The following is a 19,018-nucleotide window of genomic DNA, read 5'->3' on the forward strand; positions in this document are numbered from 1 at the left end:
GAAAGCGACCTTGTTCTTGATTGTCTTGATGGACGCTATTGCGCTAGGCGGCGCGCGAAACAAGCGCGCCGTGGGCTTCCCCATCCGCGCCCTGCCCGCCTTGCCGCAAAAGCGCCGCCACCAAAGCCTCTGCCGCAATAGGCTTTTCAAGAACTTGGTTCGCGCCGGCCTGCATCAGGCTTTCCGCCGCGTCGGGATCAAGTTTCGATCGCAGAACGATAATAGGCTGGTCTTTCGACGCTGCGGCCAGCGTTCCGACGGCGGCAACGGCGCCGCCCGCTTGGGCCGTCAGCACCACCTGGTCGATCACCACCGCGACGACATTGCCGTTTCGCAGCCCCGCCAGCGCCTCCTCCAAGCCGGCAGCACATTCCAGAGGCAGGCCGTGCGGCTGCAGCAAGGCACGCATCATGCTGCGCGCGATAGGGTTGCGGTCGACCAGCAGTACCGGAGACGCAGGCTTCACCTGTTCCTGCGCAGGCGCCGTAGCTGGGATCAGCGGCAAAGTGACAATAAACTGCGTCCCCTCGCCTTCGATGCTTTCGACTTGGATGCTACCACCCAAGGCTTCCGCGATGTTGCGACAGATGGCGAGGCCAAGGCCGGTGCCACCGTACTTGCGCGTCGTGCTGGCATCGACCTGGCGGAAGGATTCGAAGACATCTTCGAACTTATCCGCGGGAATCCCGATGCCGGTGTCCGCGACCACCAGCCGCAGGCTGCCCGCCCTGTCGTCCAGCGCACGCACGGTGATGCTACCAGTGGCGGTGAACTTCACTGCGTTCGACAGGAGGTTGAACAGCATCTGCGAAACGCGGCCCGAGTCGCAGAGAATCCAGCCCGGAGCCTTGCCAAGGTCCAGACGGAACGTCAGCCCCTTGGCAGTCACTTGTTCTTCCCAGAGCCTGGTGGCCTCCCGCAGCGTAACGCCAAGATCCATCGGCTGGAGATCGACGGCGAGATTACCGGTTTCCATCTTGGCGAGATCAAGGATGTCATCAACCAACGTGCGCATCGTCAGCCCCGCGCTGTGCACCAGCCCGACCCGCTCCCTAACGTCGCTCGCGAGAGCCGGATCGGCGAGCATCACCTGAGTCATCCCCAAGATGCCATTGAGCGGGGTACGAATCTCGTGGCTGGTCGCGGCGAGGAACTCGGTCTTAGCTGCCAACGCCTTTTCGAGCGCCACGTTGGTGTGGTGGAGCACCACATTGGCCCTGCGCACTTGGTTGCGGCTGCGGCGGATGGTGATCAACCCCCAGCTCAGCATCGCGATCACCGCGAGCGTCGCCCCGCCGAGGCTGAGGAACAAGGTACGCTGGAACTCGGCGGTCTTGCGCAACTGCTCGCTGGTCAGCCGCTCGATGGTGAGCTGCTGCCCCTGATAGTCGAACTGGGCCGCCATCAGCGCCGCGCTGGTCGTGATCGCCACCTTGGCAGCCTCGTCGTTCAGCCGCTTGAACGCTTCAAGATGCGCTAAAGCCAGCGCCGGTTCGCCGACTCCTCTGAAGATCTTATGCGCGTAGCTATGCGCAACTCTGTAATCGGCGTTTGTAGTGGTGATATCTACACCGTCGAACGCTTCACGCAAGAGCTCGGTAGCGCGGACTGGTTCTCGCCGTCCATAAGAGAGCCATGCGGCACTTACGAGAAACTGACGTCGCATTACCGAGTCCGCGTTCTTGATGAGGGCCAGACCCCGATCGATAGTGCTTTGTGCTGGCTTCAACTTTCCCAGGTCTATTTGAACACGGGCGAGATTGCTGAGGACTCGCACTTCGAGGGCGCTATCCTTCAGCGTACGCGCCGAGGCCAAGGCCCGCAAAAACTGCGCTTCGGCATCCGCATACCGGTCTGCCCGAAGGAACAAGCTGCCGAGATTATTCCGCAGCGACAGCAAAAGCAGCGGATCGCCTTGATAGGTCCGTGCCGCCTGAAGATAGTAGCGCTCAGCCCTGGCAAAGTCGTTCGCCGCAGAATACAGCATCGCAATATTCTGCAAGGCGATCGCGGCACTCCTGCCCTCGCCAGCAGCAGAGAAGATGCGGTGCGCCGCCTGATAATTCATCAGCGCCTGCGCCGCTTTCCCAGAACCAGCCAGAAAGGCCCCTTGGCTCATCAGCAAGTCGCCACGGAGTTTTCGATAGTCCCCAGAAGATTCGAGGAGGCGTAGTCCATCGGCCAGCAAAGGCCCCGCCCGTTCGGTTTCGTTCAATCGCAGCCAGGCCTCGCCGGAAAGCCACCGAGCGGTTGCGAGCGCGACGGTACGCTCCCGGCGGTCACCAAGACCCCGCGCCTGCAACTCCAGCTCCTGCGCTCGGGACAGTGCCTGCTGCGGGTCGGCAACCATGCTGCTCTTGGCCGCCGCGATGGTGGCTTCCACGGCCTTCTCGGCTTGGCCCGGCGCTGCGCGGCTGGGACTTGCCACAACAGCGGCAACCAGGGCGAGGACCAAGCCCCAGCGCGTCACGCGCGCTTCCAGAAGCTTTCGGGTCGCGCAAAGGGAGACAGCCCCCCAACCCCGCTCGTCAGGTGCGCGTCTTCATGCAGGAACGTGAGCAGGGCATCGAGCGCCACAGGCCGCGAAATCAGGAAGCCCTGCACCATGTCGCACCCCATCACACTGAGAAGAGCCAGCGCCGATGGCGTCTCCACACCCTCGGCAGTCACTTCCATTTCCAGAGCATGCGCTAAGTCGATGGTGGATCGGACGATCAGCGGATCCCGATTGCTCGAGGTGAGCTGCAGAACGAACATCTTGTCGATCTTCAATTCACGCGCCGGCAACTGCTTGAGATAGGCAAGGGACGAGAGACCAGCGCCGTAATCGTCGATCGCAAGCTGCACGCCGATGCGCGCAAAATTCTGCAAGTGGCGAATGGCGCTTTCGGGATCGCGAATCACAGCCGTCTCCGTGATTTCGAAGCCGAGCTTGGCGTCGCTTCCTGACACGATCTCGCATGCCTCAGCGACAAAGGCGGCATCCGCCAGCAGCATGCCGGAGATGTTCAGGAACAGCGGGATGTCGTGCCCTGCGGCGGCAAGCCGCTTCTGATCCTCGATAACGCGCCGCATAGTCCAAAGGGTGAGCGCGCCGATCTCGCCCGCTTCCTCGGCGACGCCGATGAAATCCCCCGGAGCGATCAGCCCGTGCGTGGGGTGATGCCAACGCAGCAAGGCTTCCGCGCTGGCAACCTTCTGCCGCCGCACATGCACCTTTGGCTGATAGTGGATGAACATCTCCCCGCGCGCAATCGCACGCGGCAGTTCACGCATCATCGCGAGGCGATCAAAGGCTAGCTCAGCACAAGAGAGATCGCGCACCACAATGGGATCCTGCGATCGGGCTTCGTCGAGCGCGGCTTCCGCGGCTTCGATCAGGCGCAATTCGTCGCAGTTTCGCCCGGGCGCAACCGCCAGGCCGAAACGAGTGCTCACCGGATATGATCCTCCGCCCACCCCCATCAGGGGCAAGCAGCTTCTCAGCAGATCAACCGTCCGGGATGCATGTTCGGGATCATCGCACTCGAATGACAGCTCGGCGGTAGCACGGCCGGTGGCGGTTAGACGGATGTCGGGACTCTGATCCGCGATGACTCGGATGAAACTTGGTATCAATCGTTCGGCCTCTTCCCGGCCAAGATGCCGCCGCAGGATCACAAAGTTGGTGATCTCGAACAAGCAAAGCGCTCGGTAACGATGCGGCACGGCGATTTTCTTCACCGCCCCAGGTCCCTGTATAAGACAGCTTGGAGCGGTCTCGGCAAAAGGGCGATCCACATGTTCAATGGCTGCGGCGCTTCCCTCGTCGATCTGCGCCGGCGGACATGGCGCAACCAACTTCATGATTTGCCGTCCAATTGCCGGATCGGCCTCCTCAAGGTCTGACGATGTGCACGGCCCGCGAGACATGCCCCACTCCCTACAATCGCAGCGTTGAAGGAACCGTTAAGTCGCAAAGGAGCGGGCGAACGCTCCCTTCCTCCGCAAAAACCCTGATTGAAATAGGGTTAAGGCCGCGTTAACGATGTTCCTGCGCACCACGGGGCGCTCGATGGGAGAAATTTCATGTTCGCATTCCTCTTCTCGTTCTTCAAAGACGGCGGCGGCGACGACATCCGTCCGTTCTGAAGCATACGCCTCGGGCCGGTGCGTCGTGGTTCCTAACGGAGCCCCTCGACGACCGGTCCTATTCCGGGCTTGAGAAAAGCGGCCGAAAGGCCGCTTTTTTGTTGCCCGTGTGCAACGATATCCAAGGTTGGCAGGTTCCTGCCCTGCGCCTCCCCTTGCCCTGCGGCATCGGTTCGTTAAGGGCGCACTGATCCTTCACCCCAAGGGGAATTGCGTTGCGTATTGCGATGATCGGCACGGGCTATGTCGGCCTGGTTTCCGGTGCCTGCTTCTCGGACTTCGGCCATGACGTTGTCTGCGTCGACAAGGACGCACGCAAGATCGAGCTGCTGCATCAGAATGTGATGCCGATCTACGAGCCAGGCCTTGCCGAACTGGTCGCATCCAATGTCCGTGCGGGCCGCCTGTCCTTCACCACCGATCTCGCCGAAGGGGTCAAGGATGCCGATGCGATCTTCATCGCGGTGGGTACGCCGAGCCGGCGGGGCGACGGCCATGCCGACCTGTCCTATGTGTTCGCCGCGGCGCGCGAAATCGCCGAAAACCTGACCAAGCCCAGCGTCATCGTCACCAAGTCCACCGTCCCGGTTGGCACCGGCGATGAAGTCGAACGCATCCTTGCCGAGGTTGCGCCCCAGAGCGGCGCCAAGGTCGTGTCCAACCCCGAGTTCCTGCGCGAAGGCGCGGCGATCGAGGACTTCAAGCGGCCCGACCGCGTCGTTGTCGGCACCGACGACGAGAGCGCACGCGAAGTGATGCGCCAGATCTACCGTCCGCTGAGCCTGAACCAGAACGCACCGGTGGTGTTCGTCGGCCGCCGCACCAGCGAACTGATCAAATACGCTGCGAACGCGTTCCTCGCAGTCAAGATCACCTTCATCAACGAAATTGCCGACCTGTGCGAAGCAGTCGGCGCCGATGTGCAGGAGGTGTCGCGCGGCATCGGCATGGACAACCGCATTGGCGGCAAGTTCCTCCATGCCGGCCCAGGCTATGGCGGCTCCTGCTTCCCTAAGGACACGCTGGCGCTGCTCAAGACTGCAGAAGATTTCGAAGCGCCACAGCGCATTGTCGAAGCGACCGTGCAAGTGAACGACGCGCGCAAGCGCGCCATGGGTCGCAAGGTCATCAAGGCGATGGGGGGCGACGCCCATGGCAAGACCGTTGCCGTGCTCGGCCTCACCTTCAAGCCCAACACCGACGACATGCGCGACGCGCCCAGCCTGTCGGTCATCGCCGCCTTGCAGGACGCGGGCGCCAAGGTCCGCGCCTATGACCCCGAAGGCGTTGAGCAGGCCCGGCCGATGCTGAACGACGTGGACTTCTGCGACAGCCCCTATGTGGCCGCCAAGGACGCTGACGCACTGGTGATCGTCACCGAGTGGGACGAGTTCCGCGCACTCGACCTCAAGCGCATGGCTGGCGTCCTCAAGACGCCGCTGCTGGTCGACCTGCGCAACATCTATCCGCCCGCTGAAGCCGAGCGCGCTGGTTTGACTCTGGTGGGGGTAGGCAAGCCCAAGCGCGACTGAGCGCACAGGCGACAAAGCGCCGGAACTGCCTGCGAGTATTGCCAGCTAAACATAAACTAGATCGCCGCTGTTCGGGCCAGTTCCTAGATCGGCGGCATGCTGCAGTCCCAGGCCGTTCCGGCGCATAGCGCCCCTCGCGAACCGATTTCCTTACCCGCCCTCACCCACCTTCAGCGGCTGGAGGCGGAGAGCATCCACATCATGCGGGAGGTCGTCGCCGAGGCGGAGCGTCCGGTGATGCTCTATTCGGTGGGCAAGGACAGCGCGGTCATGCTGCACCTGGCGCGCAAGGCTTTCTATCCCGCGCCGCCCCCCTTCCCGCTCCTGCACGTCGACACGACCTGGAAGTTCCAGGCTATGTATGCGTTGCGCGACCGTGCCGCACAGGCGGCCGGCATGGACCTGATTGTCCACCAGAACCCCGACGCGCTCGCGCGCGGCATCAATCCCTTCGACCATGGCGGGCTGCACACCGATCTGTGGAAGACCGAGGGGCTGAAGCAGGCGCTCGATCACTATGGCTTCGACGCAGCTTTTGGTGGCGCCAGGCGCGATGAGGAAAAGAGCCGCGCCAAGGAGCGCGTCTTTTCCTTCCGCACTGCCTCGCATCGCTGGGACCCGAAGAACCAGCGCCCGGAGCTCTGGCGCCTGTACAACGCCCGCAAGAACAAGGGCGAGAGCATCCGCGTCTTTCCGCTGTCCAATTGGACCGAGCTCGACATCTGGCAGTACATTCTCGCCGAGCAGATCGAGATCGTGCCGCTGTACTTTGCGGCTCCGCGCCCAACGGTGAAGCGCGACGGCATGCTGCTGATGGTCGACGACGACCGCTTCCGCCTCCAGCCTGGCGAAACGCCCGTGGAGCGTTCGGTGCGATTCCGCACCCTTGGCTGCTACCCGCTGACCGGGGCAGTGGAGAGCGAAGCTTCGACGCTGGAGCAGGTCATCCAAGAAATGCTGCTCACCACTACCTCCGAGCGGCAAGGCCGCGCGATCGATCATGACCAAGCGGCCAGCATGGAAAAGAAGAAGCAGGAGGGCTATTTCTGATGGCCTCCTATCGCCCCGACGCGCTGATCGCGTCCGACATTTCCAGCTACCTCCACCAGCACCAGAACAAGTCGCTGCTGCGCTTCATCACCTGCGGATCGGTGGATGACGGCAAGTCCACGCTGATCGGCCGCCTCCTCTACGATTCCAAGATGATCTTCGAGGATCAGCTCGCCAGCCTGGAGGCCGACAGCAAGCGTCTGGGCACGCAAGGGCAGGAGATCGACTTCGCGCTGCTGGTCGACGGCCTCGCCGCCGAGCGCGAACAGGGCATCACCATTGATGTCGCCTATCGCTTCTTCGCGACCGAGAAGCGCAAGTTCATCGTCGCCGACACGCCCGGCCACGAACAGTACACCCGCAACATGGTGACCGGCGCGTCGACCGCCGACTTGGCGGTGATTCTGATCGACGCGCGCAAGGGCGTGCTAACGCAAACTCGCCGCCACAGCTACCTCTGCCACCTGCTCGGCATCCGCCACATCGTCCTGGCGGTGAACAAGATGGACCTGATCGGCTACGACCAGCAGGCCTATGCCGACATCGTCGCCGACTACACGGCCTTTGCGCAGTCGATCGGCATCGAAGCGTTCACCCCGATCCCGATCTCGGGGTTCAAGGGCGACAACATCGCGGCTTCATCGGCAAACATGCCCTGGTTCGAAGGGCCCGCGCTGCTCGACCATCTCGAAACGGTGGAGGTCGAGGTAGAAGCCGCCCGCGCCCAGCCGTTCCGCATGCCGGTACAATGGGTCAACCGCCCCAATCTCGATTTCCGCGGCTTTGCCGGCCTGATCGCCAGCGGCACCGTGCGCCCAGGCGACCCGGTCCGGATCCTTCCCTCCGGCCGCGCCAGCCGCGTGGAGCGCATCGTCGCGTTCGGCGGCGATCGGGAAGCGGCAGGCGCAGGCGAGTCCGTCACCCTCACCCTCGCCGACGAACTCGACTGCTCGCGCGGCGACGTGATCGCGGCCGCTGACATGCCGCCCCAGGCCGCCGACCAGTTTAAAGCCACCATCGTATGGATGGATGGCGAAGACCTGCTTCCCGGTCGCGCCTATTGGCTCAAGCTCACCACCCAGACGGTCAGCGCCGTCGTCCGCGCGCCCGAGCATGTCATCGACATCAACACGCTGGCAAAAACCTCCGCCAAGACGCTGGGATTGAACGACATCGGCGTCGCCGAGATCGCCACCGATCGCCCGCTCGTCTTCGAACCCTATGCCGATTCTCAGGATCTCGGCGGCTTCATCCTGATCGACAAGGCGACCAACGCCACTGTCGCGGCCGGCATGCTCAGCTTCGCGCTGCGCCGCGCGCAGAACGTCCATTGGCAAGCCACCGAGATCACCCGCGAGGCCCATGCCGCGCAAAAGGGCCAGCAGCCCCGCCTGCTCTGGTTCACCGGCTTGTCGGGCTCGGGCAAGTCGACCATCGCCAACCTGGTCGAAAAGAAGCTGCACGCGCTCGGCAAGCACAGCTTCCTGCTCGACGGTGACAATGTCCGCCATGGTCTCAACCGCGATCTCGGCTTCACCGACGCCGATCGCATCGAGAATATCCGCCGCGTGGGCGAAGTCGCCAAGCTGATGACCGACGCCGGCCTCATCGTCCTGACCGCCTTCATCTCGCCCTTCCGGGCCGAACGCGATCTCGCCCGCTCGATGGTGCCCGAAGGCGAGTTCTTCGAGATCTTCATCGACACGCCCCTGGAGGCGGCGGAGGCGCGCGACGTGAAGGGCCTCTACAAAAAGGCGCGTGCCGGCGAGATCGCCCACTTTACCGGCATCTCCAGCCCCTATGAGCCGCCGCTCAACCCGGAAATCCGTATCGACACGACGCGCTGCACGCCCGAAGAAGCAGCAGAGCGGATCGTGGAGGAAATCATGGGCATATGGTCGCCGACGCTATGACCGACCTGCACGACGATGCGCGCCTCGCAGCCGCGCTCGCTACCCAGGCAGGCGAGCTCCTGCTCGCCATCCAGGCCGATTGCGCAAGCGGCGCCCGGGGCGATCGCGAGGCGAACGCATGCATCCTCGAACAGCTGCGCGCCGCCCGCGCCGACGACGCCATCCTGTCCGAAGAATCCGCCGACGACTCTGCCCGGCTGACCCGCTCGCGCGTCTGGATCATCGACCCGCTCGACGGCACGAAGGAGTTTGCCGAGCGCCGCGGCGACTGGGCCGTCCACATCGCGCTGGCGATCGACGGCGCTCCAGCCGTCGGTGCCGTTGCCCTCCCGCGGCTCGGGATCACCCTGTCGAGCGCCAACCCGCCCGCGCTCGCGCCCGCGCACCAGCCCCCGCGCATGCTCGTCAGCCGCAGCCGCGCCGTCCCGCTCTGTGTCGATGTCGGCCAGGCGATCGGCGCCCAGTCCGTCCCGATGGGCTCGGCCGGCGCCAAGGCGATGGCGGTGGTGCGCGGCGAGGCCGAGATCTACCTCCACGCCGGCGGTCAGCACCAATGGGACAATTGCGCGCCAGCGGCGGTCGCGCTCGCGGCGGGCCTGCACGTGTCGCGGATCGACGGGTCGCCGATCGTCTACAACCAGCCCGACACCAACCTTCCCGACCTGCTGATCTGCCGCAAGGAATGGGCAGCGCCAGTACTGGACGCAATACGCGCCTGTAGGGAAGCGCAACGGTAAGCCACAACGGTTTACGCGCCCACAGCCGGGCTTTACGTCTGGCTGCATGACCCAGACCCTGTCCGCCCGCTCGCTGCTGTTCGTACCCGGCGATTCCGAACGCAAGCTGGTCCGCGCCGCCTCCAGCGCCGCCGACCTGCTGCTGCTCGATCTGGAAGACGCCGTCGCCTGGGAGAAGAAGGCCGAAGCGCGCGCCCATGTCGCGGAGCGGCTGGCCAATGCCGAGCGCCCCCAGCCCTGGTGGGTCCGCATCAACCCGCTCGATAGCGAGCACGGCATTCACGATCTCGCCGCCATCGTGCAGGCGCGGCCCGACGGCATCATGCTGCCCAAGGCGACCCGCGCCGAAGCCGACCGGCTCCACCATTACCTGACCGCCCTCGAAGCCGCAGCCGGCCTGCCGCTCGGCGCGATCCCGACTATCGCCATCGCCACCGAAACCGCCCCCGCCCTGTTCGGCCTGGGCGACTATGCCGGCTGCCCGCGCCTGTCCGCGCTCACCTGGGGCGCGGAAGACAGCGCCGCCGCGCTCGGCGCCAGCGACAATCGCGACGAGGCCGGTGAGTATGAGTTCCCCTACCAGCTGTTCCGCTCGCTATGCCTGGCGGGGGCGGCGGCGGCGCGCGTAACCGCGATAGAAACCATCCACGGCGACTTCCGCGACCTGGCAGGCCTGGAGAAAGTCGCCACACGCGCTCGGCGTGCAGGCTTCAAGGGCATGATGGCCATCCACCCCGAACAAGTGCCGGTGATCAACCGCGCCTTTTCGCCCTCAGCGGAGGAACTCGCCCAGGCCGAGCGCATCGTTGCGACCTTTGCCGCCAATCCAGGCGCCGGCACGATCGGCCTAGACGGCGCCATGCTCGACATGCCCCATTTGAAGCGCGCCCAAGCCGTCCTCGCCCTCCGCCGCTAGCCTCTCCTTCTTACGTCATCCCGGCCTTGAGCCGGGATCCCGCTTCTTCTTCTACTGGCGCAAGGCAGAGGGACCCCGGCTCAAGGCCGGGGTGACGAAGAGAAGGGCAAACCAGTTCCCCGGCGAAGGCCGGGGCCCAGCTTCGGCGCACTCGCAAGGGCGACCACCATCGCCCCGAGTTTCAGGCGGCGTTGAAACCAACGGGATAACCGCTGCCGTCATCCCGGCCTTGAGCCGGGATCCCGCTTCTTCTTCTACTGGCGCAAGGCAGAGGGGCCCGGCTCAAGGCGGGGGTGACGAAGAGAAGGCTAAACTAGTTCCCCGGCGAAGGCCGGGGCCCAGCTTCGGCGCATTCGCAAGGGCGGACCACCATCTCGGGCACCATTGCAACTGGGCCCCAGCCTGCGCCGGGGAACCAGCACCAAGCTACGTGTAAAAGTGCAATAAAGAACTCCCACTGAGCCGCTGGCTACGCCGCCCCCCATTGCGACCGGTTCCGCTCAAAAGTTTTCCCACAGTCGAGAAAGCGGACCGAAAATCTTCCTCACTCCAATCTGATCTGAGCCAATAGAGTCTTACCACGGATCGCCTGCCGCTCGATCCAATGCGCGCCTTTGGCGGACGCCGGGGCTCGCAAGCAGCCGCAAACGCTCCAATTTCGACACGCTATCCCAGTTCGCCCGGAGAAAAGGGACGACCATCTTCGCTCGCCTAGTATCCCACTCTCGCTTCGTTTCGATTGCCGCGCGCAAGAATCCCGCGACTTGAGGCATGCGGTGCAGATTGCTCGATATTGCGGCGGGCCACTCGTCGATCCGAGCCGCCAGTGCTTCCAGCGTTACACGGATGGGAGGGTCTGCCGACAGGATCTCTGCGTTCGCGGCAGCCAGTCGAACTGCGAGGTCGGAATCGAAAGCCCCCCAGTCGCGGCCGCGCTTGCCCGGCTTCTTGCCTTGGGCGTCAGTCGCTCGCGGCTTGGACTTACGACGCCGAGGCCCATCAACATGGTTAGACCCCCAAGAATTTCGATACACCTGACGTGACGCACCCATGTCCATATTGTAATGAGCCGCCAGGCTCCGCACGGTTTTCGGAGTGCAGCCGAGCCTCACGGCGGCGACGGACGCGTCAAGGCCGTTGGATGCGCACTCTCGAAGGTACGGCTCCAGAAGTGGCCCCCAACTCTGCCGTGCCGGCTGCTTGATGGAGCCGTCAGGCATCAATCTGCGCGTGTAGACGTAACCGCAACAACATTCGAAGATGCCGGCGCGCCCGCCGCCAGCATAGCTCCGGCCCAGCTTGCAAGTCGGTATCGTTGGTTGCCTTCGGTGTTCAGCGAGCGGGTTCTCACAATTCCATGGTCCGTTACCGAAGGGGCGGTCACGTCCGAATCGCCCATCCTGGGCAGCATCGAGCAAGCCCCTCAGCAGCAGATGGCGAACGACCGAATGGCCGTAGCTCGATGTCGCCATCCGCGTAGGCCAAGGCACCTTCTCGTCGATCTCCGCCTGCGAGCCCAAGCAGGCAAGCGCTCCTCCCCAGTGCTCAACCATCGCTTGATTGAGCGCGGCACTATACTTGTCGCCACGCATGCGGGCGATGCCCACGTCGGCGAAACGTCGCCTGTAATCATCCCTGAGTTCCGTCCTCGACATCGCTGCCGGAGGAAGCACCAAGAGGTGCTGCACCGCGGACGTAAGTCTTGCCAGGCGCTCGATAACCCCTGCATCCGTCGCTACTGAAACAGGGACCGCGTCATCGCGGCAGTTCTCACGAGTCGCGGCCTGGAAGCGATACTTACCCTCGAGCTGGCAATCCGATGCCAAGAGCATCCTTTGGTGCTTCGGGCACGCCAGTGCAGCCTCTACCTGAAAGGCGCGGCGCCAGTAGGTTTCGCCGAATTCCGCAATATCTTCGTCGCGACATTCGGGACAGAATCGAAATGCCGATAACTTGTGGCTCCGCGCGTTCATCCCGAGGAGGGCCCTACCCTGGGCTCCTTCCCCCTCAATCAGCGCCGCCATGGCCGCGTCGCGGTTCGCACGATCTGCGAACGCGGCGTAGTAGGGGAACAGGGTCATTTCCCAGAGCATCATCTCCGCTGCCAGGTCGGTGCGCGTCGGCAAACATGACGAAAGCAGCCGCAGGTTCCCCGGCAAGTCGTAGGACGAGGCCATCCTCTTCGAGCCGAAGAGCGAGCGGGTGAACGTCACCGGATCAGGCGATCCGTAGTGGACGTGACTGCGGCTTAGCCAGCTGAAGAGCAGTTCGTCGGGAAGGCGCTCCGGCATGTAGGCGAGCCCTGCGAGAGGCCCGCCAGTCCCGGAAGAGTTGCCTGCGTTTGTCACGCGGCCTCTTCCACCTGGACCGTGCTCCTCGCAGCCATCGCAGCACGAACCCTGGGCATCCATGTGGTTGGGAGTCCGGCGCTCCTGAGAATGCACGACGCGGTGACGTTCGTGGCGCCCTCCGCTTCAGACAGCGCGAAGCCGAGACGACGCTCGCGGAATGCGTTCGTAGACTCAACGACGGAGTCGATGCGCGCGATCGTCCTCGGCAGCTTGGCGCTGCGGTCACGGATCCACGATTGGCTTGTCATACGTCGCTCCAGTTCGCTGAACGTCACCCGCACCGGCGGCAGCAGCGAATGGACGGCCGCCGCCTCAGCGCCGACAGCCCTCGCTATCAGACGATCGATGAACGACCAGTCCCGTGCGCAGGACCCATGATGCGATGCCTGAATGGTGGACTCCGATCTGCATCGCACACGGACGGGATTACCCCGCGTTACAGCACCGGACGGCGCCAGCCGCCAAGGCGTCGGGATGCCGGCGATCGCAGCCTCGCGCATCACCGTCTTGGGATCGAGCTTCAGCCGGCGCGCTACAGCCCGCAGACCCTCACCGCGCGCGATCGCTGCCCTGAGCGCCGGCGCAAAGCTGGGTCCGTATGAGCGATAACGGGCTGGACCGACCGTCCCATCTACGTCTCGCCTGCGTGTGTAGACGTAACCGCAACCGCATTCGAAGTCGCCGTAGAGATGCGAGCGATCACGTCTCACCCGCAAGTCGGTCACGACGAAATCGCCAAAGTGGGGGGCAAGCGGATTAAGACACTCCCATGGCCCGGGGCCGAACGGCGGCTGGACTTCAGCCAGTTCGTCGAGAAACAGCCTGAGTAGAAGATGGTAGATGGGGTGCATCGCGCGGGGACGCGGCCGCACGAGGGAGGCAAGCCAATCCCCCTGCAACGCGGCGCGGGATAAGATGCCCGGAACATGATGAAGCGCCGCCCCCCAGTATCCGCGGAATGCCTGCTCAAGCTCGGCTTGGTGGACCTTGGCGCCCGTCGCTAGTCCGACGCGCGCCAACCTGGCGCGATAACCTTCGGAAACGTTCGCTGGCTCCGCTGGTTCGGGCGGCGTTTCAAGAAGCCGTGCGGCCGCCACCGCAAGGGCCTGCAGACGTGCGGCGTCCGGTGAGGCGATCACCGGGATTCCTGATCCGACGACGACAAGGTCTGCGTCGTCCGCAGCGACGAACCCATGGCGTCTCGTCTGGCCCGCGACGAGGGACGAACGGTGGAGCGCAATTCCATGGTCCGGACAGATGGTGATGCCCGGCAGCTGATGCGCACGCCGCCAATACCGCTCACCTCCGCTGGCGACCATCGAGCTGAGGCATTCGGGACAGTAGCGAAGTGCGCGCACGACGGGGATGCGCGACGCAGCCAACCCCAGCCGAAGATGAACGCCCACTGTGCTTTCGACCATGGCACGCCAGGTGGTCTCCCTGGCCTCTGCGGAGACAAAGGCGGTGTAGAACGGGAACAGCGTAGTGCGGCGGATGATAGCCCCAGCGTCGAGGCCGCAAGCCGACCCCAGCCGCTCGACGAGAGCTCCAATGCCGCCGGGCAAGTCGAATGAGGCAACGGCGTGGCTGCGTCCGAACAACTCCTCCATGAACTGACTGGAAGCCCCAATCCCGCGATGTCGCCGCAGCCGGGCGAGGGCGCTGTAGAGCAGCTCGTCCGGCATCACTTCAGGGAAGTAGGCGAGCACGCCTACACCGTCCTGAAGAAGGTCTGAGGGCCGGCCAGGCCGGCGTTCGCCAGCGACGCATAGGCGGAAAGCCCGTCAGCGCCTCCAGCGGCCACGATGGCGCGCATATCGTCGGCCTGCATTGGCACAGCCGGTGCCTTCGCAGCAGCGATCCGCGGCTTGCGCTTGGGCGTCCCACGGTCAGCACGCAGCAGGTCCGCGATCCGCCAGACGTCCGCGCCGGGTTCGTCCTGCCGCACGTCCTCCACCATCCGGGACCCCACGTCGTCTCCAATCCCAAGCTGGCGGAACACCTGCTGAAGAAACCGGTCATCGTCCGACATCTCGGCCTCGCCCTCTGCACGGGTGCCGCGGTGTCCCGGCGTCGGCGCCGGCAGAGCGAAGCCTGGGCGCCCCAACTGCGCCTCAAGCACCTTCGTGAACTCGTCACGCAGCGACGACATATCGCCATACTTCTCGATGCGGCGGCGATCACCCGAGCGCAGCGCATCGATGAGCGGACGGACAATCGCGAGATCCTCGCTGGCGACGCGGCGAACAATGGCTGGCGTGATCCGCTCGTTGCCACCGGATTCGCCCCGCCGGATCGCACGCATCTGCGCCAGGATGTAGAGTTTCACCGCGAGGTCCACGACACCCTGCGTCTCGTCGTAGAATACCTCACGGAGGGCATCGTCGAGCGGCGTCTCGACATCCGTCCACTGATACGACCAGAGGTCGTCGACGAACTCGTTCCAGTCGGCGTCGGCACGGTCGTAGCGATCCCATGAGGCCGATCCGAGACCGACCGAACGCCGACCGAGCCGAAGCGTCTTGCGAACGATGTCAGTCGCTGCCGTCGTCCCGACGAGCAACACCGGCACCCCAATCTTGTTGATGAGCGTGACGAGAAACTTGAGCAGGACGTCATTGTCTTCGCGGACACGTCCCAAGTGCTGGATCTCGTCGATCACCAGCACGCCCAGAGCATGAAGATTCGCAACGAGCGCCATGTCGCTCATCATCGACTCCTCCGTGGCGCGGGAGGAGGCATACTGACGCTTGTAGGCGGTGCCCAGGATCCGATCCATTTCAGCGAAGAAGTCGATGCAGAGCGCCCGCACTGACCCCTTGTGGGGACAGTCGAGCTTCAGCCACACAACCTGCTTCATCGTCACTGGAGCGGTGTGCTCGATCACCTCCGGCACGCCGTTGAGGATCTCCTCCGTCGTGAGTGTCTTTCCCATGCCAGCCATGCCAAGCAGCACCGCGCTGCTCGCCGAGTTGTTCGTGCCCATCGCCTTGCGCGTCATATGGACTCGAGGAGCGTGCGGGCCAGCCTCATCCGACAGGTCGAGCAACGTGCCGGCCGCGCGTTCGGCCGCGAACTCCCGGATGCGGCGCTGGTGGTCCGTCACAAGCCGCCCCCTGCCCTCGTATCCCTTGTGCAGGAACATGAGGAACCCTTCCGCAAACTTGATGTGCCGCGCACCGGGCTTGAAGTAGTTGCTGAGCCTCACCACGCAGATGCGACGATGACAATGGTCGAGGTTGCGCTCGTCCTCCGTCCAACGCGGCGGCACCGCAAGATCAGCATAGAGATCGGCCGCAGCACGAACCGTGGGAAGGCCGGTGGTGTAGAAGCTGCCGCTGGCATAAGTTCCGGACGTGGTCATCGTGTGTCGTCCTTTCGCTTCAGGAGCTGCGAGAGCGTCGGTTCGGCGCCATCATCGTCGTCGTTCCGGTCGTGGCGTGAAGGCATCGGAAGTTGATGTACGTTGCCGCCGTTCGCGCGGCCCTCGCCGAGATCGAAGGCCTCGTCCCGGCGCCGTTCGGCCTTTTCGCCGGCGTGGTTCTCGCGGATGCCCTTCACATCCTTCGGACGGCGCGACCGAAAGGCCTTGCCCCTCTCACGGGCGGCGCGCTCGGTCTCCTGCATCATCGCGGCGACGTCGGCCTGCGACGTGACATCCTCCACCGACCGGTCGGCGGTGTCCGCCTTGTCGCTCGCCATGATCGCCGCGACTTCCGTGAAGGAAAGGTTCTCGTAGCACTCGAACTGCGGCAGCAGCTTGCAGACGACGTAGCCCTCCGGGGCGCTGTCGTCGTGAAGGTAAATGTGCCGCACCGACCGCAAGTCGTAGGACATCGGCTTCGACGACCATCTAGTCTGGCGCGCGTGGGCGAACCAATCCTCCACCTCGGCTCTGTCGCACGTGTAATAGAGCCCGCGGAAGTAGATTCCCTTATGGCGCACCGTGCAGGTGTCCGTCGGCATCACCGCGAACTTGACCGCATCGACCGAGGCGCGTCGCATCCGTCCCTGGCGGGTCGCAATCCCCCACTCCCACAGTTCTGCGGGAATGGCGCGCACCCCGTCGCGGATCATTGCACCGTCGCGGGGATAGTCGACCAACTTGTGCCGGTTGTTGAAGTGGAGGATCAGCGGGATCATCGTCCTGTAGAGGTCCGAGATGGTCCAGATCGCGTCCAGCCGCGGGTCGCGAACTCCCCGCTCGCCGAAATCGGGGGCGACATAGCCTGACACGAACGGCCGATACTCAACATCGATGAGGTCGAACCGCTTCTCGACCGTCCCCTTCCAGTCCGGACGGTGCGATTGCGCGTTCTCGACGATCACGTTGTGCCGCTGCTGCAGCATCTCGATGATGCGAGACGCGATCTCACCGCGGTCGCCGAGGAGCGCCTCCGGTAGGAACTCACAGGGCCACTCGCCATCACCGATGATCACGCCGTAGCGGGCGCAGAACTCGCGCTTGTTCTCGACCACCGAGACCAGCGCCATCATCGCACCGACCCAAGAGGGTCCCTCGAGGCCAATGTAGAAGCCGACGATCATCTTGCTGAAGACGTCGACGACGACATAGAGGACCGGTCGGCCGATGATCAGCCCGTCTTCAAGTTCCGAAACGACATAGATGTTGATGATCGTGGCATCGATCTCGTAGCGCGAACCTGGTCCCCTGACGTGAGACTGAGCGCTGCCCGTGATACCGCGCAGGTTGCGATCGTAGCTCTTGCGGCCGGTCCGCTCGCGCTTGATCGCGAAGATGTCCGCGTTCTCCTTGAACCAGTAGGAGAGCTGCCGGATGGTCGGGAAATCCTCCTCCTCATAGAGCGGCTTCGCCGTGTAGACGATCCTGCGCGTGTCCGGATCAATCCGGCGCTCCATGCAGAGCTCGGTCAGCATGAGGACTCGCGCCTTCGCAAGACTAATGCGCCCGTTCCGTCCGTAGTAACGCCTGATCCCAAGCTCAAAGATCTTCTCGATCTCAGGCGTGACGTTGGTGCCCGGCCGCTTGCCCAGCCTCCTCGGGCGGCCGAGCTTCACCAGGCCCCGACGCTTCTTCCTATTGGGTGCGCCGCAGTTGAGGAAACCCGGAATCACGGCCGCAGGCGTCATGCCATGTCTGAAGTAGCGGTCGAGAGCCGCATGCAGGGTCTTGCGGTCGGGCCCGTCGGCCGCAGCGCGCATCACGGCTGAACCACGCTTGCGGTCGTCGAAGAGTTCGACCCCCATCGCGAGGAGCGGTTCGATGGCCTTCATCAGCACCTTGCCGCGATCCGCACGCTTCTCCGATATCGGCCCGGGCCGAATGGGTGCGTCGAAGCCGTGCTCGAATACGGGCTCCACCGACCCGGCGGCGATCATCGCCTCGGTCCCGCGAAAGCTCGCCCGCGAGAAGCCTTCGTCGCCCTCCAGATCGAAGACCACGAGCAGGTCCGCCGGCTGCTCTATCCAGACGACACGGACATGACGCCCGGTCTCTGCGAACCGCAAGACGTCGCCCTGCAAGATCGGACCGTGCGACATCAGGCTGCCTGCCGCATGCCTGTCTCGACCAGCGGAAGCTCGGTCAGCAACCAGCTGATGTCGAAGACGCGTTCGGAGTCGAAGATCAGGCGGCCGGTGGCGCAAAGGTGCCGCACGATCTCCACCGTCTCGCCTTCCGCCGCGTGTCCACGCAGCCGGAGTTCATTATCGATGTCGGCGAACGTCTTAGCCTTGCCCGCCCGGTATGCGCTTAGGAGCGCGTCGACGCGTGACGACCAATAGGCCGGGTCTTCATGCTCCTCCAGCGCGAGCCTCGCATACATCCACGCGATGCCGGTGTGCCGACGGCGGGATTGATCGAGATCCGTGACCAGCATCCATTCGATGCCTCGCGATTTCCAGTAACGCCGCTCAATCTCCAGTTTCAGGAGCGTCCGCGCGTCATCAAGCTCCGCGACTTGCTTCACCGAGCGCGCATACCGCACGACCCCGTTGGGCGTGCGGCGATGAACGACGAGATCGGTAGTCATCACAACGTCGACCTTCCCACCAGGATAGGTCGGATGCGCTACCCCCATCTCCAGGGCGATCGATCGTGTGTCCTCGCGGTCGAGCGGATACTGCTCCTGGACATCGATGACGTCCGGCATCAACATGAATTCCATGAACGCCCCGGTCTCGAGGCCCGACAGCAGGTGATGCAACCGGCCCGTCTTCGGGCACGGCACCCGCGCGGAGAGCCCGAGAGAGGATAGGTCATGGACGTCGAGCCACGGCCGATAGGTGTCGCGGTCGCCGATCCCGCGCCCGGCGCGATATCGCTCGCCGATCACCTGCTCCGTCATCTTTATCTGCCTTTTGGCCACCCGCATGCCTCCATCGGTCCGGCGCCTGGCGTCGGACC

Annotated in this window: 12 protein-coding genes; 5 read left to right on the forward strand and 7 right to left on the reverse strand. The window is 64.2% G+C overall.

Translation table 11 applies throughout. The features are described from left to right. Positions 1 to 43 precede the first annotated feature (43 nt). Both LQ953_RS00565 and LQ953_RS00570 read right to left on the reverse strand, forming a co-directional pair. A complete protein-coding gene (locus LQ953_RS00565; protein WP_231028513.1) occupies positions 44 to 2,470 on the reverse strand; it encodes an ATP-binding protein in 2,427 nt (808 codons plus the stop codon). Continuing rightward, the gene (locus tag LQ953_RS00570) at positions 2,467 to 3,846 is read right to left on the reverse strand and encodes an EAL domain-containing protein (RefSeq protein WP_231028514.1); all 1,380 of its coding nucleotides are present in this window, start codon (positions 3,844 to 3,846) and stop codon (positions 2,467 to 2,469) included. Before LQ953_RS00570 ends, LQ953_RS00565 begins: the two co-directional genes overlap by 4 nt. A 500-nt stretch (positions 3,847 to 4,346) precedes the next feature. On the opposite strand from LQ953_RS00570, the gene LQ953_RS00575 reads away from it, so the two are divergent. From LQ953_RS00575 to LQ953_RS00595, 5 genes are all read left to right on the forward strand, one after another. Beyond that, on the forward strand, positions 4,347 to 5,663 hold the full coding sequence (locus LQ953_RS00575) for a UDP-glucose dehydrogenase family protein (RefSeq protein WP_231028515.1): 1,317 nt from the start codon (positions 4,347 to 4,349) through the stop codon (positions 5,661 to 5,663). 96 nt (positions 5,664 to 5,759) lie between these two features. After that, positions 5,760 to 6,713 carry a sulfate adenylyltransferase subunit CysD gene (cysD, locus tag LQ953_RS00580; RefSeq protein ID WP_231028516.1) on the forward strand — a complete coding sequence of 318 codons (954 nt, stop codon included), beginning with the start codon at positions 5,760 to 5,762 and terminating at the stop codon, positions 6,711 to 6,713. After that, positions 6,713 to 8,626, forward strand: coding sequence for a sulfate adenylyltransferase subunit CysN (gene cysN, locus LQ953_RS00585; protein WP_231028517.1), 1,914 nt, complete (start codon positions 6,713 to 6,715; stop codon positions 8,624 to 8,626). Before cysD ends, cysN begins: the two co-directional genes overlap by 1 nt. After that, positions 8,608 to 9,363 carry a 3'(2'),5'-bisphosphate nucleotidase CysQ gene (locus LQ953_RS00590; RefSeq protein WP_231028518.1) on the forward strand — a complete coding sequence of 252 codons (756 nt, stop codon included), beginning with the start codon at positions 8,608 to 8,610 and terminating at the stop codon, positions 9,361 to 9,363. Before cysN ends, LQ953_RS00590 begins: the two co-directional genes overlap by 19 nt. A 46-nt stretch (positions 9,364 to 9,409) precedes the next feature. Continuing rightward, entirely contained in the window at positions 9,410 to 10,279 is an 870-nt protein-coding gene (locus LQ953_RS00595) for an HpcH/HpaI aldolase/citrate lyase family protein (protein ID WP_231028519.1), read from the forward strand. A 575-nt stretch (positions 10,280 to 10,854) separates the two neighbouring features. Here LQ953_RS00595 and LQ953_RS00600 read toward each other — a convergent pair. Genes LQ953_RS00600 through LQ953_RS00620 form a run of 5 tightly spaced genes read right to left on the reverse strand, consistent with a single transcriptional unit; the run spans position 10,855 to position 18,959 of the window. After that, a complete protein-coding gene (locus tag LQ953_RS00600; RefSeq protein WP_231028520.1) occupies positions 10,855 to 12,570 on the reverse strand; it encodes a TnsD family Tn7-like transposition protein in 1,716 nt (571 codons plus the stop codon). Positions 12,571 to 12,623: 53 nt separating this feature from the next. Next, positions 12,624 to 14,339: a TnsD family Tn7-like transposition protein gene (locus tag LQ953_RS00605; protein WP_231028521.1), complete on the reverse strand. Its 1,716-nt coding sequence runs from the start codon at positions 14,337 to 14,339 to the stop codon at positions 12,624 to 12,626. A gap of 2 nt (positions 14,340 to 14,341) precedes the next feature. Continuing rightward, positions 14,342 to 15,994: an ATP-binding protein gene (locus tag LQ953_RS00610; RefSeq protein WP_231028522.1), complete on the reverse strand. Its 1,653-nt coding sequence runs from the start codon at positions 15,992 to 15,994 to the stop codon at positions 14,342 to 14,344. Beyond that, positions 15,991 to 18,153 carry a transposase family protein gene (locus LQ953_RS00615; protein WP_231028523.1) on the reverse strand — a complete coding sequence of 721 codons (2,163 nt, stop codon included), beginning with the start codon at positions 18,151 to 18,153 and terminating at the stop codon, positions 15,991 to 15,993. Before LQ953_RS00615 ends, LQ953_RS00610 begins: the two co-directional genes overlap by 4 nt. After that, on the reverse strand, positions 18,153 to 18,959 hold the full coding sequence (locus tag LQ953_RS00620) for a TnsA endonuclease N-terminal domain-containing protein (protein WP_231028524.1): 807 nt from the start codon (positions 18,957 to 18,959) through the stop codon (positions 18,153 to 18,155). The genes LQ953_RS00615 and LQ953_RS00620 overlap by 1 nt, the downstream gene beginning before the upstream one ends. Positions 18,960 to 19,018: the final 59 nt, after the last annotated feature.

Source organism: Sphingomonas sp. IC-56, assembly GCF_021043375.1.
Taxonomy (GTDB): domain Bacteria; phylum Pseudomonadota; class Alphaproteobacteria; order Sphingomonadales; family Sphingomonadaceae; genus Sphingomonas.

What these genes read in the sequence shown, in the direction of transcription:
- LQ953_RS00570 (WP_231028514.1), bottom strand. Translation starts at nt 3,846, where the DNA reads ATGAAGTTGGTTGCGCCATGTCCGCCGGCGCAGATCGACGAGGGAAGC.
- cysD (WP_231028516.1), top strand. Translation starts at nt 5,760, where the DNA reads ATGCTGCAGTCCCAGGCCGTTCCGGCGCATAGCGCCCCTCGCGAACCG.
- cysN (WP_231028517.1), top strand. Translation starts at nt 6,713, where the DNA reads ATGGCCTCCTATCGCCCCGACGCGCTGATCGCGTCCGACATTTCCAGC.
- LQ953_RS00590 (WP_231028518.1), top strand. Translation starts at nt 8,608, where the DNA reads ATGGTCGCCGACGCTATGACCGACCTGCACGACGATGCGCGCCTCGCA.
- LQ953_RS00595 (WP_231028519.1), top strand. Translation starts at nt 9,410, where the DNA reads ATGACCCAGACCCTGTCCGCCCGCTCGCTGCTGTTCGTACCCGGCGAT.
- LQ953_RS00600 (WP_231028520.1), bottom strand. Translation starts at nt 12,570, where the DNA reads ATGCCGGAGCGCCTTCCCGACGAACTGCTCTTCAGCTGGCTAAGCCGC.
- LQ953_RS00610 (WP_231028522.1), bottom strand. Translation starts at nt 15,994, where the DNA reads ATGACCACGTCCGGAACTTATGCCAGCGGCAGCTTCTACACCACCGGC.
- LQ953_RS00615 (WP_231028523.1), bottom strand. Translation starts at nt 18,153, where the DNA reads ATGTCGCACGGTCCGATCTTGCAGGGCGACGTCTTGCGGTTCGCAGAG.
- LQ953_RS00620 (WP_231028524.1), bottom strand. Translation starts at nt 18,959, where the DNA reads ATGACGGAGCAGGTGATCGGCGAGCGATATCGCGCCGGGCGCGGGATC.